Source organism: Lederbergia sp. B243.17, assembly GCF_057657925.1.
Map to the genome: position 1 here is coordinate 55,884 of NZ_JBWBKF010000097.1, position 18,590 is coordinate 74,473.

Genomic DNA, 18,590 nt, shown 5'->3' on the forward strand with positions numbered 1-18,590 from the left:
AAAAACCGCAGGATGTCTGCGGTTTTTGCCGAATCGGTAAATCTTTATTACACCTGAGGTTCGTCAGATGTCCATTTCTTCTTTTCTTTCACTGTGCTGATCGGTCCCGTTTTCCGGAGTTCTCTCACTTTCAAGTCATACCACAGCTGGGCTGAGATGAAAATAGATGAATAGGTTCCTGCCAACAAGCCGACTAACAAAGCGAGCGAGAAGTTGCGGATCGATTCGCTTCCGAAAATCAACAGCGCAACAACAGTGATGATAACCGTAAGAACGGTATTAACAGAACGTGTCAGCGTCTGGCGCAAGCCCTTGTTGACAATCTCAGCGATTTCTTCTTCCGTCTTAATCTTCCGCTTATCGGTCATGTTTTCGCGGATCCGGTCAAAAGTGACAATCGTGTCATTGATCGAGTATCCGACAATCGTCAGAACGGCTGCAATGAACGTGATGTCGACTTCAAGCCGGGTCAGGCTGAAGAACGCAAGGATGAAGAACGCATCATGCACTAGGCCGAGGATTGAGGAAAGTCCCATCCGCCATTCGAAACGGAACGACACGTAGATGACAATTCCCACTGCCGCGATCAGCAGCGCATAGATCGCATTTTTCACAAGCTCCTTACCAACAGTCGAAGATACAGTGCTCACGTTCGGTTCTGAACCGTACTTCTTGCTAAAATGGTCCTTCAATGAGGCGATCTCCTGCTTGTCCATCACGCCTTTATAACGGACAACCCCGATATCCGATTTGTTGCCGGAAAGGACAATGTTATCGGAAGGCATGTCAATTGCATCCAAATCCTTTTTAATTTCTTCGGTTGTAACGGTTTTGCCTGCATCGATTTCCACCCGTGTTCCGCTCGAAAAGTCAATTCCAAGGTTGAGACGGAATACACCGAGGACGATGATTCCGGCCAAGAGCAGTGCAGTGGAAAGGATATAGAACTTTTTGCGATTTTTTACAAAGTCAAAACGGTCAAACGGTGTTTTCAGGTTATGTGTATTAAAGTTTTCGGAGATATCATGGATATCCTTCTTCTTGACGCCGAACCAGCCTGGAGAATTTCTGAACAGTCTGCTGTCGATCCAGAAACCAAGCAGTAGACGAGAGCCGAACACGGCTGTCAGGAAGCTCATAAGAATGGAAATAATGAGCATCGTCGCAAAGCCTTTAACTGAGCTATTCCCGAAATAGAACAGGACGGCTGCTGCCAGCAAGGTTGTAAGGTTCGCATCAAGGATGGCAACGAATGACGATTTGTTGCCGGCCTGGAATGCCGATTTGATCGTACGCCCGACCTTGATCTCTTCTTTCAGCCGTTCATACGTAAGAATGTTGGCGTCGACGGCCATTCCGACCCCGAGAACGAGGGCCGCTATTCCCGGCAGTGTCAATACGCCGTTCATCAGATCAAAAATAAGCAGAATCAGGTAAATATAAATCGAAAGTGTGATTGTTGCTACGAAGCCCGGGAGGCGGTAGTAGACAATCATGAACAGGAAGATGATCGCAATGCCGATAATCCCGGCCGTTACAGTCTTGTTCATCGCCGATTCCCCGAATTGAGCGCCAACGGAAGTTGAATACTGTTCTGTAAGCTTTACAGGGAGTGCACCGGCATTCAGCAGGTTCGCCAGGTTTTCGGCTTCCTCACTCGTAAAGCTTCCTTCGATCGTTACCTCATTCGTGTTGAAAACCTCGCGCACATTCGGAGCGGAGAGCATCTTATCACTGCCCTCTTTCACCGCTTTCGCATAGGAATCCACACCTTCTTCGAAATCGAGCCAGATGACTAGCTGGTTATTCGGAGCCATGCTGACGATTTTCTCGGTGATATCACGGAATTTCTTCTTATCTTTCAGCTGGACAAGGACGACCGGCTGGTTGTTCTGGTTGAAGGTCATTTTCGATGCGCCTTCAACAAGATCAGTTCCATCCATCATCAGATTGTCGTTCACATCACGGAAGGTCAGAGTTGCCTGGGTGCCCAGGATTTCACGAGCCTGGTTCTGGTCTTCCACTCCGGCAAGCTGAACCCGGATCCGGTCTTTCCCTTCCACCTGGATGCTCGGCTCGCTGACACCGAGGACGTTGACGCGCCGGTTGAGCGCATCGGTCGTATGGATGAGTGCTTCCTTGTCGATTTTTTGTCCTTTAATCGCTGGTTCTACTTTATAAAGGACTTCAAAACCGCCCTGGAGGTCCAACCCTAGTTTAATATTATCAATGATGGTCTTGGATGTTGTTCCTGCGAGCCCTGCAAATAAAATCAGGACCAGAAAGAAAGCAACGATCCGGCTTCTTTTTACCATTCCCTTTGTATCCCCCTTGCCTGCACATCAATTATGTAAGCCGCTGATGGAATGAATATAGTTGAACATCTGCTAATCTTTGCAACATGACTATTATGAAGCAGAAAAAATTGGCTGTCAATTTAATCTTGCGGCTTCTCCTCATCATTTGGGTTTAACAACGCTTGCAGTTCCTCGCTTTCCAGATCGGCGAACCAATTTGGCGAGCGGAAGGCCTCGACAGTCGCAAAGTTCATATATTCGCCGACGTCTGCCGACAAAACGTCGCTTACAAGCTCATACAGATGAATATCTTCCTTCGGCTTCCTCCATTTTTTTCTGGTCAAGAAGTTCCATAAATCATTTTCTGTCACATCTTTATAGCCAAGGACGGCAAACTCTTCGACCTTGCTTGCCAGCGCAGGCTGTACCACTTTGCGTGACTCCTCATAAGGATGAACCTTTTCCTTCATCTGCGATCCGCCTTTCTATTGTGGAACGGTCCGTGGAACTCTTGTCATGGTTTGTCCCACTCTCTGCATATACATTATTGTAATCGAACGCAGTACTTTTGAGAAGGCAGGGACGCAAATGTCGAAGTTTTTAAAAGGAACGATGATTCTCATGGCAGCCGGGCTCTTGTCCAGGCTGCTCGGCTTTGTTAATAGAATTGTAATCGCCCGTATGATCGGCGTGGAAGGGGTCGGCCTTTACATGATGGCTTATCCGACGCTGATTCTTGTCGTGACGATTACGCAGATGGGACTTCCTGTCGCGATTTCAAAGACAGTTGCTGAAGCGGAGGCGCGCGGAGACCAGCGGCAGATAAAAAAAATCCTCGCTGTTTCCCTATCGATCACCGTCTCCCTCTCCCTTCTCTTCACTCCAGCGCTCATATTGGCCGCGCCACGCCTGTCCAATCTCCTTTTTACTGATGAGCGGGTGTATTTGCCTCTGACCGCCATTGCACCGATCATTCCGATCATCGCGGTTTCTTCGGTCATCCGGGGATATTTTCAGGGAAGGCAGAAGATGAAGCCAGCGGCAATTTCAAATGTGCTGGAACAGATTGTCCGCATCGCACTCATCGCTTTTTTTGCGGGGAAGTTCCTGCCGATGGGGATTGAGTACGCGGCGGCCGCAGCGATGGTGGCAGCTGTACTTGGCGAGCTCGCCTCTCTGCTTTATCTTTTCACAATGTTCAAAGTGAAAAAGCGGTTCCCTGTCCGGAAAAAGTTCTGGAAAACCGTTTCGGCAGGGAAAGGGGCATTCGATGAGCTGATGAGGGTCGCTTTGCCGACAATGGGCAGCCGAATGGTCGGCTCGCTTTCCTGGTTTTTTGAACCGATTGTCGTATCGCAGAGTCTGCTGCTGGCGGGCGTTGCGGCAGGGATTGCGACAAAACAGTATGGGCTTCTGACCGGCTATGCCCTGCCGCTGCTCATGCTTCCGTCCTTCATCACACATTCGCTGGCGACTGCTCTTGTCCCGGCTATCAGCGAAGCGAATGCAAAGCGGCAGCATTCTCTCGTCGAACACCGGCTGCAGCAGGCGCTGCGGCTTGCATTGCTGTCAGGGGGGCTTTGTGTCGTCGTTTTACTCGTCTATGCCGAACCGCTGATGAAACTCCTTTACGGAGCAAAAAGCGGGGCGGAGTTTGTGGCACTGATGGCTCCATTTTTTATCTTCCACTATTACCAAGGTCCGCTGCAGGCGATCCTGCAAGCGCTGGACATGGCAAGAGCAGCAATGATCAACAGCTTTATTGGGGCCATTGTAAAAATTGCTGTTATCTTTGCTCTTGCATCGCAGCCGCAATTTGGCATTATGGGAGCAGCGCTCGGCATTGCTGCAGGCACCGTGCTCGTTACGCTTCTTCATTTTGCGACCGTGCTAAAGAAGATTCAGTTCACGATCTATCTCGGCGATTACGGAAAGTTTGCCCTCGCCACCTTTTTAACCGTACTTTTGAGCCGGTTCGTATATGCCCATCTCCCTTTCGAGTCTGCTGTCCTCAAACTGCTTGCGGGTATCGGTGTGACTATTGCCGTGTATCTGGTACTGATCACACTGGCAAAACTGTTGAAAAAAGCCGATCTTCTCAGAATTCCATTCTTCAGGCGAATCATCAAGTAGTCTTTGTATCCCTATAGTCAATATAAAATTCACCGTCCTGCTGACTGCAAAAGGAGATGTCATCTATTTTTTCATGGCCTCTTACCCGCAGCTCGCGCCGGAGCCACTCTTCATCTTTTCCGATCTCTCTTAGGTGATCCTGCTGGATGGCGCCGTCAAGAATAAAGGGGATTGTATAAGAGGCAGCCTTGCCGTTTTCTTTTTTGACGACGGACAGCTCACCGGACGTTTCCAAAATAGCAAATTCAACATCACCGATGTTGGCGACATCCTTCAGACGGAGCTGCATGAGAAGGTCATCGAAATTGTACCGGTGCTTTCGCATCGTTACTTCATCAATTTTGCCATTTTTGATGATGACAGACGGTTTTCCATCGATAAGTCGTCTTGCCTTCCTGCTTTTCATTGAAAGATAGGCGAGTAAAATCTGAATGATCAGCAGAACAAGAATCGGTACGAGTGTATCGAGCAGCGGATCTTCATGCGACTCGATCGCCAGAACCGCCAGCTCCCCCATCATGATAAAGACGACAAGGTCGAGTACGCTCAGCTCTCCGATTTCCCGTTTCCCCATTAATCTGAAAATCACCAAAATCGCACCGTATAACAGCAGGGTGCGAAATATGATGATTACGTACTTTTCCATCATTGGTCCCCCCGTTCGTACTGCCTGACTATAGCTTGCCGCGAACCTCGGGAAAAATGATGGAAAAAACAAACAGCCTGCCATTCTAAATGGCGGAAAGGTTGAATACACATGTAGAGACCGCGATCGGGACAGGTTTTAGCGAAAATGTGCTCTGATGAGGGGGTTGAAGAAAATCGAAGCCAAAAAGATGGGGGTCTCGATTGTATACGGATTGCTGACAATATTGCTGCTGGCCGCTGTCACCAGCCTGATTTTCTCGTTCATATTGGCCTTTACGGCGACAGAGGAAAAATCAATCCGCTTGCTGATCACTATTATTTCGTTTCTGAGCGTGTTTGCCGGCGGATTCATTTGCGGCGGGAAAGGCAGGCAGAAGGGGTGGCTGCTCGGAGGTGCGACGGGACTTGCGTACGCCTTGTCCGTTCTACTTTATCAGTATTTGGGGCATGGTTCACTCTTCTCGCTTGAACAGGTGATCTATTATACATGCTATGTGCTGACAGCGATGATGGGCGGCGTGCTTGGCGTGAATATCCTTTCCGGTTCGAGCCGGGCCGCGTAAGACAGCAAAGCCGCGAAGACGGGAGCACCCTTCTTCGCGGCTTTTTTCATACGGTCCTTTTCCGGATCAGTTGCTTCCTGATACGGACTCGACCACGTTGCGGATTGCAGCGCGGTCATATGTAAGCTTTGTGCCATTGCCACAGACAAGGACAACCACACCTTCATCGAGTGCATCAACCGTTCCATGCAGCCCGCCGATCGTCACGATCTTGTCGCCCTTCTGCAAATTGCTCTGCATCGTCTGAACCGCTTTCTGGCGCTTCTGGTTCGGCCTGATCAATAAAAAATAGAACAGGACGAACATCAGGATAAACGGGGATAGGTTTACCAATGTTGCCATGTATACGCCTCCTTTCTGTTCAAAATATCAATCATGTAATCATCAGAAGTTTTTCGCATCCGGGCGATTAAACCCATATGCTTCGAAAAACTCTTCTTTGAAGTCACCTAGACGATCTTCTCGTATCGCATTCCGGACTTGCTCCATCAAGTTTAGCAGAAAATATAAATTATGGTAAGTCGTAAGTCTAATTCCGAACGTTTCGTCACATTTGATCAAATGACGGATATACGCGCGTGAATAATTCCTGCAAGTGTAGCAATCGCAATTCTCGTCAATCGGGCCAAAATCACGGGCATAGGCGGCATTTTTCACGACGAGGCGTCCCTTGCTCGTCATGAGGGTCCCATTGCGGGCAATCCTTGTCGGCAGCACGCAGTCGAACATGTCGATGCCGCGAATCGCTCCGTCGATCAGGGAATCCGGCGAACCGACTCCCATCAGGTAACGCGGTTTGTTATCAGGCAAAAGAGGAGTCGTGAATTCAAGCACACGATTCATCACATCTTTTGGCTCGCCTACCGAAAGGCCACCGACTGCGTACCCCGGGAAATCGAGAGAAACGAGATCTTTTGCACTCAGTTTCCGCAAATCCTCAAATTCTCCGCCTTGTACGATCCCGAAAAGGCCTTGGTCATGCGGGCGCTGGTGGGCGTTCAGGCATCTTTCCGCCCAGCGTGACGTCCGCTCGACAGACTTTTTCATGTATTCATGCGTCGCCGGATAAGGCGGGCATTCATCAAAGGCCATCATAATATCAGGGCCTAACGCATTTTGGACCTCCATCGATTTCTCCGGTGACAAAAACAGCTTGTCCCCGTTCAAGTGGTTACGGAAATGGACACCCTCTTCCTCGATTTTGCGGAAATCACTGAGACTGAACACTTGGAAGCCGCCGGAATCGGTCAGAATCGCCTGGTCCCAGTTCATGAACTTGTGAAGGCCGCCCGCCTCTTTAATGATTTCGTGTCCGGGACGGAGCCACAGATGGTACGTGTTGCTGAGGATGACACCGGCCCCCATCTCCTTCAATTCTTCAGGCGACATTGTTTTCACCGTCGCGAGTGTGCCGACTGGCATAAACATCGGCGTCTCATAAGATCCGTGCGGTGTGTGGATCATGCCGAGCCGCGCTCCGGTCTGTTTGCAGGTCTTGATCAATTCATATGTAATTGCAGCCATTCTGCTAATCTCCTTCCGGCCGGCAGTCTTCTATCCTGCAGCCTTTCATCGTCAGGGCTCCGCCGGAAGGATGCCTTGTCAAAACGGCTTCCGGCGTTGCCCGATCATTTAATAAACATAGCATCTCCGAAACTGAAGAAGCGGTATTTCTCCCTGACAGCCTCATGGTACGCGTGCAGAACATGTTCCCTTCCAGCTAAAGCGCTGACGAGCATAATCAGTGTCGACTTCGGCAAATGGAAATTGGTGATCATGCCGTCAATCGCTTTGAACTCATAGCCCGGATATATGAAAATATCGGTCCAGCCGTCTCCCGGCGCGAATTTCCCGCCGTTCAGCGTAGCGATTGTTTCCAATGTCCGGGTCGATGTCGTTCCTACTGTGACAATCCTTCCGCCGGACTTTCTTACATCATTCAGCAGGGCGGCAGTCTCTTCGGTTACGTGATAGTATTCGGAATGCATTTCATGCTTGTCAATATCTTCTACATTCACCGGCCGGAACGTGCCCAGCCCGACATGAAGGGTGATAAAAGCGAGCTTCACACCTTTTTCCTGTAAAGCGGAAAGCAGCTCTTTCGTGAAATGCAATCCGGCAGTCGGAGCGGCTGCAGAGCCTCTCTCCTTCGCGTAAACCGTCTGGTACCGGTCCTGGTCATCAAGCTGTTCTTTAATATACGGCGGAAGCGGCATTTTGCCCAATTCGTCGAGCACTTCGTAAAAGATGCCAGTATAGCTGAACTCAAGCACTCTTCCTCCATGTTCTCCTGCTTCACGGCAAATGGCCTTTAGCTTCCCGCCGCCGAAGATGATCTCCGTCCCAGGTTTTACCCGCTTGGCCGGCTTAACGAGTGTTTCCCACTGATCGCCTTCAAGCTGTTTCAAAAGGAGTACTTCGATTTTGGCCCCTGTATCTTCTTTTTCTCCCATCAGCCGTGCCGGGAGCACCTTCGTGTCATTGAGGACAAGGCAGTCCCCCTCTTGCAAGTAATCACCGATCCGGCTGAATTGCTCATGCGCTATGTCACCGGTCTTCTTATCGAGCACCATAAGCCGGCTAGCTGTTCGATCAGCTAGCGGCACCTGGGCGATCAGTTCCTCCGGCAGTTCAAAATCAAATTCTTCTACTTTCACAGTTCACTTAAACCTCCCGATTGCGTACAACACAGCTGTAAGCAAAATGCTGATCAAAATGGACGTAACGACAGGAAAATAAAAGGTCGTATTGCCCTTTTTAATCAAAATATCGCCAGGCAGCCTGCCCAGCTTGAAAAAATGTATAAAGAGCCCGATGACAAACAGTCCGACCCCGGCAAACATCAATAATTTGCCGATGCCGTTCATGTGGCCGGCTCCTCGAGTCCGAAATGCCTGTATACATTACCGGTCACAACCCGCCCCCTTGGCGTCCGCTGCAAAAAGCCGATCTGCAATAGGTACGGTTCATAAACATCTTCTATTGTCGAAGACTCCTCACCGATGGAGGCGGCAATCGTATCGAGCCCGACCGGCCCGCCCCTGAACTTTTCAATGATCCCGGTCAGGAGCTTATGGTCGATGTGATCAAGGCCGAGCCTATCCACTTGCAGGAGTGCGAGCGCCTCTTCCGCAAGCGGGAACGTGATCACTCCGTCGCCGCGAACCTGAGCGAAATCCCGGACGCGGCGCAGCAGCCGATTGGCAATCCTTGGGGTGCCACGGGAACGCCTGGCGATCTCCACAGCCCCTTCCCAGTCGATTTCCGTATCCAATATTTGCGCCGTCCTGACGACAATATCGGTCAGCTGGCTCTCCGTGTAATACTCCAGCCGGCTGTGGACGCCGAACCTGTCACGCAGCGGCGAAGAAATCGCTCCGGCCCTTGTTGTTGCACCGACAAGGGTAAACGGCGGAAGATCAAGTCTGACAGACCGGGCTTCCGGTCCTTTTCCGATGACGATATCGAGGCAATAATCCTCCATCGCCGGATACAGCACTTCCTCGATTGAGCGCGGCAGCCTGTGGATTTCGTCGATGAAAAGCACCTCACCGGGCTCGAGAGAAGTCAGGATTGCCGCCAAATCGCCCGGACGTTCTATTGCGGGGCCGGATGTTGTCCGGACGTTTACTCCCATCTCATTGGCAATGACGACAGCGAGCGTTGTTTTCCCAAGTCCAGGCGGTCCGTACAGAAGTACATGATCCAGCGTTTCCCGCCGCAGTTTCGCCGCCTCGATAAAGACGGAAAGATTGCTCTTCACTTTATCCTGTCCGATGTATTGGGCTAAAAATTGCGGCCTGAGACTCTGCTCGAAAGATTGATCATTCATGATCGCTTCGCCTGACAGGACCCTTTCTTCCATCACTCCAGCCTCCTGTTAATCTCAATTTCCCCGGCGCCTTTCGCGGACTTTCCGCGATTTAGGCTGCCGATTATTTCATCAATAATTGCAATGCTTTTTTAATATATTGATCCGCCGTCTGCAAATCTTCTTTTTCCAGCCCGGGGGTGACCTTCTTCAATTCCCTCTCAGAATAGCCGAGAGCAGCAAGCGCCAGGAGCGCCTCCTCTAACTCAGGCGGATGTCCGCTCGCAGCAGGCTTTTTAAAGAGCTCCTCATCACCAAGGTGAAGATACGATTCCGGCAGCACTTCATCCAGCTTCCCTTTCAGGTCAAGGATCATCTGCCTTGCCGTCTTTTTCCCCACTCCAGGAAATTTCGTCAGGAACTTCTCGTCCTCCTGCTCAATCGCCCGGATCACTTGCGTCGGCTCGCCTGATGCCAAAATCGCAAGTGCCCCTTTCGGACCGATTCCAGAAACACCGATCAGCTTTTTGAACATTCTCTTTTGCTGCATTGTGCGGAACCCATACAGCGCGATCATATCTTCGCGGACATGCTGATATGTATATACCTTCGCGTGACTGCCCTGATCCGCTGAGAATGCGAACGGGTTTGGCGTCAAAATCTCAAAACCGATTCCCCCGTTTTCAATCACCACATACTCCGGCCCGATCGATTCGACCGTCCCTTTTATATATTCATACAAAGTTGATTCTCTCCTCTTTCATGCTACCCACCATTGTACCATAAAATTCTATCGGTACTAAACATAAAAAACATATGTTCTTCATTCTGAGCCAATGTGATTGTTTACAAAGAGCTGTTCCAGGGTATTCATCCTTTAATATATCTGCACTGACGGACGGGCTGCAGGCATGTTCCGGATATGGATCGCCCGCTGTCCGCCTGCAAAAAAATCAATGGATATGGGAGGGAATGTAACATGAATAAGAACGTCGTCGGTATCTTCGCTTCAAGCTTTGAGGCGGTCCGCTCCATCGAGTCGATGAAGGCGGATGGCATCGAACCGCGTCATATTTACGTTGTTGCCCGTGATTTGAACGACTCGGAGCTGATTCAGGATCAGACCGGTGCCGAGGCCAAGTTCGACATATCTCCGGATTATGAACGCGAAAACCGGGATCACAGAAATTTCTGGGAGGATTTGCGCTCCTTTTTCACAGTAAAAGATGATTATGCGGGCTATGATGAGCATTTGCGTGATCTCGGCCTTACGGATAGCGATATCGAGCGATACAGCGGCGAAGTGGACGGAGGAAAGATCCTCGTCCTTGTTGACAGCGCCTATGATAAAGGCAGAACTGGCGTGATCAATCCGGACATTATGCCGGAAAGACGGGACCTCACCCCTGAAGTGAGCAGAGAGACTGCAGAAGAAACAGCTGCAGCCGTATCCGGACATCCGGAAGAAGAGATAGAGACGGACTCCCGCAACCTGAATACCTTGAAAGAGGACCTGCGTGATGAACAGCGCTTCCAGAAGGCACTTGATGTGGACAATGATCTTTCATCGAGACCTGCGATGCAGGCCGATCAGCAGCCTCCGGGAACTTATCGGGAGAGAGAATACGAGGAAGAAACAGATCTATTTTACAAGAACCACAACCCGCAAAAGGATAAGCACCGTCCGAATAATGACTATGGCAACAATTTGGATGGCCCTCAGTCCTGATATGTAACAAAAAGGCCGGCGGATGATTCATTCCGCCGGCTTGCTCTATTTATCGCCTATCCTTTTTCTCCAGCTTTTTCATTTCCTCAATCATGGCCGTATACGTTTCTTTTGTCACAATTGGTACGCCATCTTTCAACTCAAGCTGCTGGCGCCCTTCCAGCTTCTCCATATCGATTTGGAAAAACGAGTGGATGATCTTTGCCTGATCCGGCTTTCCGTTAAACGTCGACAAAATCCCGTCCTCAGTCAACCCAAAATACCCATTCATTTTCAGCATGGGCGAGATGTCGTCGACCTGCATAGCAAAGATAAGCTTCTCTTCATCCATATCGACAAGCTGCCAGGCTTCATAAGCAGCCCAAAAATCCTCCAGCGCCCAAACGGTCTCTTTAACGTGCTCCTCACTTGACTCGCCATCCAGATAAGTTCGTTTCAAAATGACATCAAGTGTGAGCGGGCCATTAGGTATAGCCGTATATGTTGCTTCCTCCTCCACTCCTGCCTCCCCTGTTCCCATCGGTGCCAGGAAAAAGAGACTTGCTGTCCCTGATACGACAATTAGAAACGCAGTAAGGCGGAACACAGTTTTCATATTGTTCACCTCTAGCCGGAAAAGTAAGTTCTTTGGCTATAGCGTGACCAAAAACTGACAATCTTATGCGTGATCTTACAAGTTAGACAGATATCAATTTCCCGGCGGAATCATTGATTTCCTGAAGAAAACGGATCCTTTCTTCAAATTGACCGCGGACGAGATTGTTTACATATGGCCAAGCGGTCTGCTGCCTCCGCCTGCTGCTTTTGCAGAAGTGATTCCATTCCCGGAAAATGTCAGTAGGGTACAGCAGCGCGACAAGAAAGGGCTGCTCATTTTCATAACGCCCCAATTCCTTATAAGCGAACATTCTCTCTTTCTTCCATTCCAAAAAAGGCAGCAACCGGTTGCAAATCTGCAGGTGGTCAATCGCGGCAGGAGCTCTGGCGATCAAATCAAAATCGATCAAGTATAAACCCCCATCGCGTCCGCGCAGGATATTATGGCTCGCCAAATCCCCGTGGATGATCACCCTCGGACCTTTTGTGAAGTACTCTTTATTACTCTCAAGCTGTGATAAGGCCTGTCGTCCAATTCGGGCATAGGCGGCCAGATACGGAAAAATCGGGTCATCTTTCACTGGCAGGATCATTTCACGGAATTGGCGAAGCCGTTGCTCCCATTTTTCGAGCTGGTCGTAAGCCGGAACATAACCCTCGCTATCGTGGGCTATTTCAGCCGTAGTCTCATGGAATGTTTCAAGCAGTTCGAGCACTTGCCTGCGGTCCTGCTCTTCTTTATACAGGACAGGCTTGCTCAGCTTCGTTTCGATATAGGAAAGAAGCCCGTAATGCTTTCCCTCAAACAGAAGCGGGCCATACTCGTGAATCGAGTGAAAACTATACGTTCTGCTAAAGGCTGTTTCTTCTAACCTATTTAATAAATAGTATTGCGAATCGAACTTTTCCTCAGACGAAAATTCTTTTAGCATCCAGCGTTCATTCCGGGTTTCCAATTTCCAGATTCCCTGCTTGATTTTTTCCAGTCGGGCTGGGGGCAGATGAAGTTTCTTCCTCAGAAAAAGAAGGAGACGGGCATCATGTCCGTCTCCCGCTGTTACTTTACTCATCTTCGTCCTCATATCCGGCAAATTGCGGCATCCCATACATCTGTCCAGTTCCCGGCAAAGGATAGCCGTAAGGGATTCCTCCATAATAAGATTGAGGCGCAGGTTGGCTGTACTCAGGCTGGATTCTCGGCATGCTGTACATCATCCCCTGATGCATCGGAAATTGACCGCCAGCTTGGTGGTGGGTATGGCCCCCGCCTCCTCCGCAGCCACAGCCGCTCAATGGCATGCCGGTCGGAGGCACTTGCGGCAGGACAGCTGCCCCTTGGCCTGCATAAGGAGACTGCTGAGCGCCCATCACGGCAGATGGATCATGGCCTTGCATCATATGATGATGGTGGCCGCCCATTTGGTAATAGGAAGATGACGACTCGTCACCCCAATACGGCTGGCCAACACCTTGTGCAGGTGCCATCGGATATGCTCCCTGTTGCATCGGCATCGTTTGGTAAGGCATTTGCTGCATCGGCATTCCTTGGAACGGCATCGGCTGGACCGGCGGCATCCACTGCTCCATTCCCATCACCTGTGGGCTCATTCCCATCATATGGTGCGGCATATGATGCGGCATCATATGATGCGGGTGCGGGTAACACGGATCACATATAGGCATGACTGGCGGCGGACATGGGTGTGTAAACATAGGCTGGACGCATCCTTCCTGAATTGGCATGATTGGCATCATTGGCATTTCAACTGTTTCCTCTTCTACAACCGGCGGCGGGGCAGGCATTGGCGGCGGCGCCTGGGTCTGCGTCTGGACCTGCTGCATGTTCATAGTGACGAAATTGTTCACATCGATTTCGGGCAGATTCGGTGTAGGCAGTTGCGGCATCACCGGGGTATAAATGTGTTTGACCTGCTCCTTATGAATAATCGGCTTTTCCTTAATAATCTCCTTGTGGACGACCGGCGGCTTCGGCATTTCTTTATGAGGCGGAGCATGATGAATCGGCGCCTCTTTTGGATGATGATGAACCGGCGGCTTATGGTGATGCTGAGCCTGCTGTCCGTGCATTGGCATCTCTTTATGGCCGGCAGCAGGCACTCTGATCTTCATTCCAGGCATAATCATTTCGGGATTCGACAATTGGGCATTCATTTTTTTCAGCTCTTCGAAATTAACGCCGTATTTCTTGGCGATCGTCCAAAGAGTTTCACCCTTTTGTACGATATGGATTCTCAATGTATTCCCTCCTCAGCATAAGTCCCTTTATCCTATGTTCGTGTAGGCAAATTGCCATTCTTCTTCACAAAAATTTATGATAGATCTTTTCTTTTTATGAATATAGGGGTGCTGATTTCCTGACACACGCCTTTAAGGCAATTATGGTAAAATGGAGACAAGTGCGACGGACGGAGGTTTTTGCATGACAGGGATCAACAAGAAAAAATTAGGCGAAGAACGGCGTGAATGGCTGCTCCAGCTGCTCAAAAACAGCCCTTCGCCCGTCACAGGCAGTGAGCTGGCAAAGATGGCCAATGTGAGCCGCCAGGTGATTGTCAGCGATGTTACATTGCTGAAAGCCCGGAATGAACCGATTATCGCGACAAGCCAGGGCTACATTTACCTTGCCGCCGGAACAGCAGGGGAAAAAATCGAAAAAACGATTGTCTGTTTTCATAGCCGCCAGCAGGCAGAAGAAGAACTGAACATCATCGTCGATCACGGCGTCACCGTGAAAGATGTCCGGGTTGAGCACCCGGTATACGGGGATCTGACCGCGTCCATCATGGTATCTACGAGAGACGATGTCCAGCAGTTCTTAAAGAAAATCGCCGATACGAACGCTTCCCTTCTCTCTGACCTGACATCCGGTATCCATCTGCATACATTGATTGCGAATAATCGGACTGTACTCGATTCCGTTGAAAGGGCACTGAAGGAAGCAGGCATCCTGATGGAGGAAAAATAAAGAAGGATTGGGGCCCCGATACGGGGAACGGATGGATTTGTCAGCTGTCTTGGGCATATGGCAGAGTGAGCTGTCTTGGGAGTTGGGGGTTAGCAGCTGATTTATACCGGAAGAAATGAGTTTTCCTGTTCTTTACGTGTCTAAGTGATGCTTTCTTACCGGAAGAAACGGGTTTTCCCATTCTTCACGTGTCTAAGCACCACTTGCATACCGGAAGAAACGCCTTTCCGAATTCTTCACGTGTCTAAGCAACGCTTTCACCCCGAAGAAACGGTCCAACGGTTTTTCACGTATCTAACTCCCGGCATACAAAAAGCGCAAGCGAGGTCCCTGAATGGGTTCCTGCTTGCGCTTTTTATCATCCTCCAGAACTGAGGACATCTACTTTGTCGACAAATTCCAGCCGTCTCAACTTGATGAGCAGCTCGTCAATATCAACGGACATGTTCGTCACATCAAGTGAAAGCGTAACGTTAGCCCTTCCTTGAAGAGGGATCGTCTGGTGAATGGTCAGGACGTTGCACGAGTTGGTAGCGACGACCGCGAGCAGCTTGGACAGCGCCCCCGGTTTGTCCTCCAGGTAAAAGAAGAGAGAGATGATCTTTTCTTTTACCACCCGGTGAAACGGAAAGACCGTGTCTCTATATTTGTAAAAGGCACTCCGGCTAAGATCTGCTTTCTGGACAGCATCCCAAACCGATTCCGCTCTCCCTCTTTCCAACAGTTCCTTCACTTCGAGCGTCTTTTTCATCGCTTCCGGCAATACATCTTCCCGGACCAAGAAAAACTTATGATGCTGCTGTTTTTTTGCCATTGTCTTTCCCCCAATGCCAAGAAAAGCTACTCAATAAACTCAAATTCAAATTCCAGCAGCTTGACGACATCGCCGTCTTTCGCACCGCGCTGACGAAGAGCATCGTCGATACCCATGCCGCGCAGCTGCCTGGAAAAACGTCTCACAGACTCTTCACGCGAGAAATCCGTCATCTTGAACAGGCGCTCGACCTGATCGCCGGAAATGATAAAGCTGCCGTCCGGATCACGGGTAATATCAAACTGATCCTCCGGTTTTTCATGCTTGTACACGACCCGGTTGATTTCTTCCACCTCTTCCGGCGCTTCTGCAAGCGGGAATTCCGGCGTTTTTTCCAGCTGGTCGGCGATGGCGTATAACAGATCGCGCAAGCCCTGTCTCGTAATCGCGGAAATCGGGAAGACCGGATAACGGCCATCCAGTTTCTCCTTGAATTCCTGCAGGTTTTCCTCTGCACCCGGAATGTCCATTTTGTTGGCGACGATGATTTGCGGCCTTTCCATCAATCGCAGGTTGTACTGTTCCAGTTCGCTGTTGATCGTTTCGAAATCCTCGAACGGCTCCCTGCCTTCCATACCGGACATATCGATAACATGGACGATAACCCTCGTCCTTTCAATATGACGGAGAAATTGATGTCCAAGACCGATTCCTTCATGCGCACCCTCGATCAATCCCGGCAGGTCAGCCATAACGAAGCTCCGGCTATCCTCTGTTTCCACTACGCCGAGATTCGGCACGATCGTTGTGAAATGGTATTCGGCAATTTTAGGCTTGGCCGCAGAGACGACAGAAAGCAAGGTTGATTTTCCGACACTCGGGAAACCGACGAGGCCGACATCGGCAAGTACCTTCAGTTCAAGGGTCACGTTTCGCTCTTGGCCCGGTTCCCCGTTTTCGGCAATTTCCGGCGCCGGGTTTGCTGGCGTTGCGAAACGGATGTTGCCCCGCCCGCCTCTGCCGCCTTTGGCGATGACCGCTCTTTGCCCTTGTTCGACGAGGTCAGCAATCACTTCGCCGGTATCAGCATCCGAAACGACGGTGCCGGGGGGAACTTTAACGACCATGTCGGACGCCCCTTTGCCGTGCTGGCTTTTCGACATCCCATGCTCGCCTCTCGCCGCTTTAAAATGGCGCTTGTAGCGGAAATCCATCAATGTACGCAGTCCTTCATCGACTTCAAAAATGACACTTGCTCCCTTGCCGCCGTCGCCGCCGGCAGGACCGCCCATCGGCACATATTTTTCCCGCCTATAGGCGACCATGCCATTTCCGCCGTCACCAGCTTTTACATATACACTCACTTGATCGACAAACATCACGATCACACTCCAATCCGTTTAAAAAACACTTCGATGATGGTTTCGTTGCCTGACTTTCTCTCGATGCGAGCCTCTTCCACTGCCTCATCGCCCGCCAGCCAATCTTCAAGGCCGCCGATATCTTCTAGTATTCCGTCAAAATAGAAAACAAATCGAGCCAAGCCCTTTTCCTCTCCGATCAGTACGGACAGACGGTTATCATGGACCGGATCAGCCTTTTCGTTCAGCTTTTCAAAAAGCTGGCGCACCCAGTTGGAAACCTCTCTGTCAACGACCGGAAGCTCAAGCAGTGTCTCAGGAATCTCGTACTCGACTGCATAGGGATATCCGCCCCAGTTATGCGACATCAGCAAGAACGCTAATTCCGGCAAGCCGAGATTCGTCAGTTTTGCCTCCTGTTGCATGTCAATGACGATATCCTCGATGATTCGATTCGCATGTTCCGTCTTACCGAGCGCCAGGTTGCCCTTGATCAGTTGAATCCTGTTGAGCCAGTCATGCCGGACATGCTGCAAAATATCCATCTTTGTCCAATTTTCTCGCATTATTCTACTCCTCAGTACGGCTTCATTGATGATTTAAGTATAGCAGATATTTGGAAAAGAAATGCAGATTCACTGGCATACGGAAAAGAAAAATCTCCAACCTAATCAGGCTGGAGATTTTTCAACCAGGCAAATTGCCCTTATTGAGCTTTTGGATACACGCTTACTTTTTTCTTGTCGCGGCCCATACGCTCGAAACGAACGACGCCGTCAACTTTAGCAAACAATGTGTCGTCGCCTCCGCGGCCAACGTTTTCACCTGGGTAAATCTTTGTTCCGCGCTGGCGGTACAGGATTGAGCCGCCGGATACGAATTGTCCATCCGCACGCTTCGCGCCAAGGCGCTTCGACTCAGAGTCACGTCCGTTCCTTGTAGAACCTACCCCTTTTTTGGATGCGAAAAATTGAAGATCCAATCTTAGCATTTGTTCCACCTCCTATTGATGAACTTTTATCTTTATATATTTCCCATAGTCGCGCTCGATCGTCTGCAAAGAAACGATCATCGCCTCAAGCAAAAGCTGAACTTTCGAGGAGACGTCATCGGGAAGGCCGCCGGGGAAAGAGCAGCGGAGAAAACCGCTCTCGCTCTGTTCCAGCTCCGGCTCGGCCCCGGTCAGCGCCATAATGGCATTCAAGCTGCCAAATGCCACTGCCGATGCTCCTGCACAAACGATGTCCTGGCCATGTTCCGCAAAATCGGCATGTCCGTCCATCGTAAAGGCTTCAACCCTGCCATCTTTTGTCCGCTGAATCTGGACCCGGATCATGACAACCCCGCCTTAAGCGTTGATTTTTTCAACAACAACTTTTGTGTATGGCTGACGATGACCTTGTTTCTTGTGATAGTTTTTCTTCGCTTTGTATTTGAAGACAACAATCTTCTTTTGACGGCCTTGTTTTTCAACTTTCGCTGTGACGGTTGCGCCTTCAACAAATGGGCTGCCCACTTTCACATCTTCGCCGCCGACGAAAAGAACTTTGTCAAAAGTGAAAGATTCACCTTCAGCTGCATTCAATTTCTCGATGTAGATTGCTTGGCCTTCTTCTACACGGATTTGTTTTCCGCCAGTTTCAATAATCGCGTACATGCATTGCACCTCCTTATTAGACTCAGACTCGCCAAGTACGGGCGTTCATCGGTT

At 50.0% G+C, this 18,590-nt stretch carries 22 protein-coding genes and 1 other annotated feature (1 of these 23 only partly in view); of the genes, 4 read left to right on the forward strand and 18 right to left on the reverse strand.

All coding sequences use genetic code 11. The features are described from left to right. Window positions 1–47: 47 nt before the first annotated feature. The gene (secDF, locus tag AC0TWI_RS20440) at window positions 48–2,315 is read right to left on the reverse strand and encodes a protein translocase subunit SecDF (protein WP_488128188.1); all 2,268 of its coding nucleotides are present in this window, start codon (window positions 2,313–2,315) and stop codon (window positions 48–50) included. Window positions 2,316–2,437: 122 nt separating this feature from the next. After that, a complete protein-coding gene (locus AC0TWI_RS20445; protein ID WP_488128189.1) occupies window positions 2,438–2,767 on the reverse strand; it encodes a post-transcriptional regulator in 330 nt (109 codons plus the stop codon). 118 nt (window positions 2,768–2,885) lie between these two features. On the opposite strand from AC0TWI_RS20445, the gene spoVB reads away from it, so the two are divergent. Beyond that, window positions 2,886–4,430: a stage V sporulation protein B gene (spoVB, locus tag AC0TWI_RS20450; protein WP_488128190.1), complete on the forward strand. Its 1,545-nt coding sequence runs from the start codon at window positions 2,886–2,888 to the stop codon at window positions 4,428–4,430. Here spoVB and AC0TWI_RS20455 read toward each other — a convergent pair. Continuing rightward, complete coding sequence (locus AC0TWI_RS20455; protein ID WP_488128191.1) at window positions 4,423–5,076, reverse strand: DUF421 domain-containing protein; 654 nt, start codon at window positions 5,074–5,076, stop codon at window positions 4,423–4,425. The two genes, spoVB and AC0TWI_RS20455, sit on opposite strands and share 8 nt — an antisense overlap. 190 nt (window positions 5,077–5,266) lie before the next feature. Here AC0TWI_RS20455 and AC0TWI_RS20460 point away from each other — a divergent pair, with 190 nt between their 5' ends. Beyond that, window positions 5,267–5,641 (forward strand): TIGR04086 family membrane protein, encoded by a 375-nt coding sequence (locus AC0TWI_RS20460; RefSeq protein WP_488128424.1) that lies wholly within the window; start codon window positions 5,267–5,269, stop codon window positions 5,639–5,641. Window positions 5,642–5,707: 66 nt separating this feature from the next. Here AC0TWI_RS20460 and yajC read toward each other — a convergent pair whose 3' ends face one another. From yajC to ruvA, 6 genes are all read right to left on the reverse strand, one after another. After that, entirely contained in the window at window positions 5,708–5,983 is a 276-nt protein-coding gene (gene yajC, locus AC0TWI_RS20465; protein WP_488128192.1) for a preprotein translocase subunit YajC, read from the reverse strand. A gap of 42 nt (window positions 5,984–6,025) precedes the next feature. Next, window positions 6,026–7,165, reverse strand: a complete 1,140-nt coding sequence (tgt, locus tag AC0TWI_RS20470; RefSeq protein WP_488128193.1) for a tRNA guanosine(34) transglycosylase Tgt — start codon at window positions 7,163–7,165, stop codon at window positions 6,026–6,028. A gap of 104 nt (window positions 7,166–7,269) precedes the next feature. Next, window positions 7,270–8,298 carry a tRNA preQ1(34) S-adenosylmethionine ribosyltransferase-isomerase QueA gene (queA, locus tag AC0TWI_RS20475; protein ID WP_488128194.1) on the reverse strand — a complete coding sequence of 343 codons (1,029 nt, stop codon included), beginning with the start codon at window positions 8,296–8,298 and terminating at the stop codon, window positions 7,270–7,272. 3 nt (window positions 8,299–8,301) lie between these two features. After that, window positions 8,302–8,508, reverse strand: a complete 207-nt coding sequence (locus tag AC0TWI_RS20480; protein ID WP_488128195.1) for a DUF2905 domain-containing protein — start codon at window positions 8,506–8,508, stop codon at window positions 8,302–8,304. After that, window positions 8,505–9,506, reverse strand: a complete 1,002-nt coding sequence (gene ruvB / locus AC0TWI_RS20485) for a Holliday junction branch migration DNA helicase RuvB (protein ID WP_488128196.1) — start codon at window positions 9,504–9,506, stop codon at window positions 8,505–8,507. Before ruvB ends, AC0TWI_RS20480 begins: the two co-directional genes overlap by 4 nt. A 70-nt stretch (window positions 9,507–9,576) precedes the next feature. Beyond that, window positions 9,577–10,194 (reverse strand): Holliday junction branch migration protein RuvA, encoded by a 618-nt coding sequence (gene ruvA, locus AC0TWI_RS20490; RefSeq protein WP_488128197.1) that lies wholly within the window; start codon window positions 10,192–10,194, stop codon window positions 9,577–9,579. A 237-nt stretch (window positions 10,195–10,431) separates the two neighbouring features. Here ruvA and AC0TWI_RS20495 point away from each other — a divergent pair, with 237 nt between their 5' ends. Then, entirely contained in the window at window positions 10,432–11,181 is a 750-nt protein-coding gene (locus tag AC0TWI_RS20495) for a general stress protein (RefSeq protein ID WP_488128198.1), read from the forward strand. Between the two features lie 49 nt (window positions 11,182–11,230). On the opposite strand, the gene AC0TWI_RS20500 is transcribed toward AC0TWI_RS20495, so the two are convergent. From AC0TWI_RS20500 to safA, 3 genes are all read right to left on the reverse strand, one after another. Continuing rightward, window positions 11,231–11,776, reverse strand: a complete 546-nt coding sequence (locus AC0TWI_RS20500) for a BofC C-terminal domain-containing protein (RefSeq protein WP_488128199.1) — start codon at window positions 11,774–11,776, stop codon at window positions 11,231–11,233. Window positions 11,777–11,858: 82 nt separating this feature from the next. Further along, window positions 11,859–12,848: a phosphotransferase gene (locus AC0TWI_RS20505; protein ID WP_488128200.1), complete on the reverse strand. Its 990-nt coding sequence runs from the start codon at window positions 12,846–12,848 to the stop codon at window positions 11,859–11,861. Next, window positions 12,841–14,034, reverse strand: a complete 1,194-nt coding sequence (safA, locus tag AC0TWI_RS20510; protein ID WP_488128201.1) for a SafA/ExsA family spore coat assembly protein — start codon at window positions 14,032–14,034, stop codon at window positions 12,841–12,843. The genes AC0TWI_RS20505 and safA overlap by 8 nt, the downstream gene beginning before the upstream one ends. 184 nt (window positions 14,035–14,218) lie before the next feature. Here safA and AC0TWI_RS20515 point away from each other — a divergent pair, with 184 nt between their 5' ends. Next, window positions 14,219–14,764, forward strand: a complete 546-nt coding sequence (locus AC0TWI_RS20515) for a 3H domain-containing protein (RefSeq protein WP_488128202.1) — start codon at window positions 14,219–14,221, stop codon at window positions 14,762–14,764. A gap of 358 nt (window positions 14,765–15,122) precedes the next feature. Here the strand turns inward: AC0TWI_RS20515 and AC0TWI_RS20520 are convergent, their stop codons facing one another. From AC0TWI_RS20520 to rplU, 6 genes are all read right to left on the reverse strand, one after another. Continuing rightward, window positions 15,123–15,578, reverse strand: coding sequence for an ACT domain-containing protein (locus AC0TWI_RS20520; RefSeq protein WP_488128203.1), 456 nt, complete (start codon window positions 15,576–15,578; stop codon window positions 15,123–15,125). A gap of 26 nt (window positions 15,579–15,604) precedes the next feature. Beyond that, on the reverse strand, window positions 15,605–16,897 hold the full coding sequence (gene obgE / locus AC0TWI_RS20525) for a GTPase ObgE (protein WP_488128204.1): 1,293 nt from the start codon (window positions 16,895–16,897) through the stop codon (window positions 15,605–15,607). A gap of 5 nt (window positions 16,898–16,902) precedes the next feature. Next, entirely contained in the window at window positions 16,903–17,445 is a 543-nt protein-coding gene (locus AC0TWI_RS20530) for a Spo0B C-terminal domain-containing protein (protein ID WP_488128205.1), read from the reverse strand. A 140-nt stretch (window positions 17,446–17,585) separates the two neighbouring features. After that, entirely contained in the window at window positions 17,586–17,870 is a 285-nt protein-coding gene (gene rpmA, locus AC0TWI_RS20535; protein ID WP_488128206.1) for a 50S ribosomal protein L27, read from the reverse strand. 12 nt (window positions 17,871–17,882) lie between these two features. Next, a complete protein-coding gene (locus tag AC0TWI_RS20540; RefSeq protein WP_488128207.1) occupies window positions 17,883–18,215 on the reverse strand; it encodes a ribosomal-processing cysteine protease Prp in 333 nt (110 codons plus the stop codon). Between the two features lie 12 nt (window positions 18,216–18,227). Further along, a complete protein-coding gene (gene rplU, locus AC0TWI_RS20545; protein WP_488128208.1) occupies window positions 18,228–18,536 on the reverse strand; it encodes a 50S ribosomal protein L21 in 309 nt (102 codons plus the stop codon). 14 nt (window positions 18,537–18,550) lie between these two features. Next, window positions 18,551–18,590, reverse strand: a sequence feature (ribosomal protein L21 leader region); it runs 40 nt beyond the window's last position.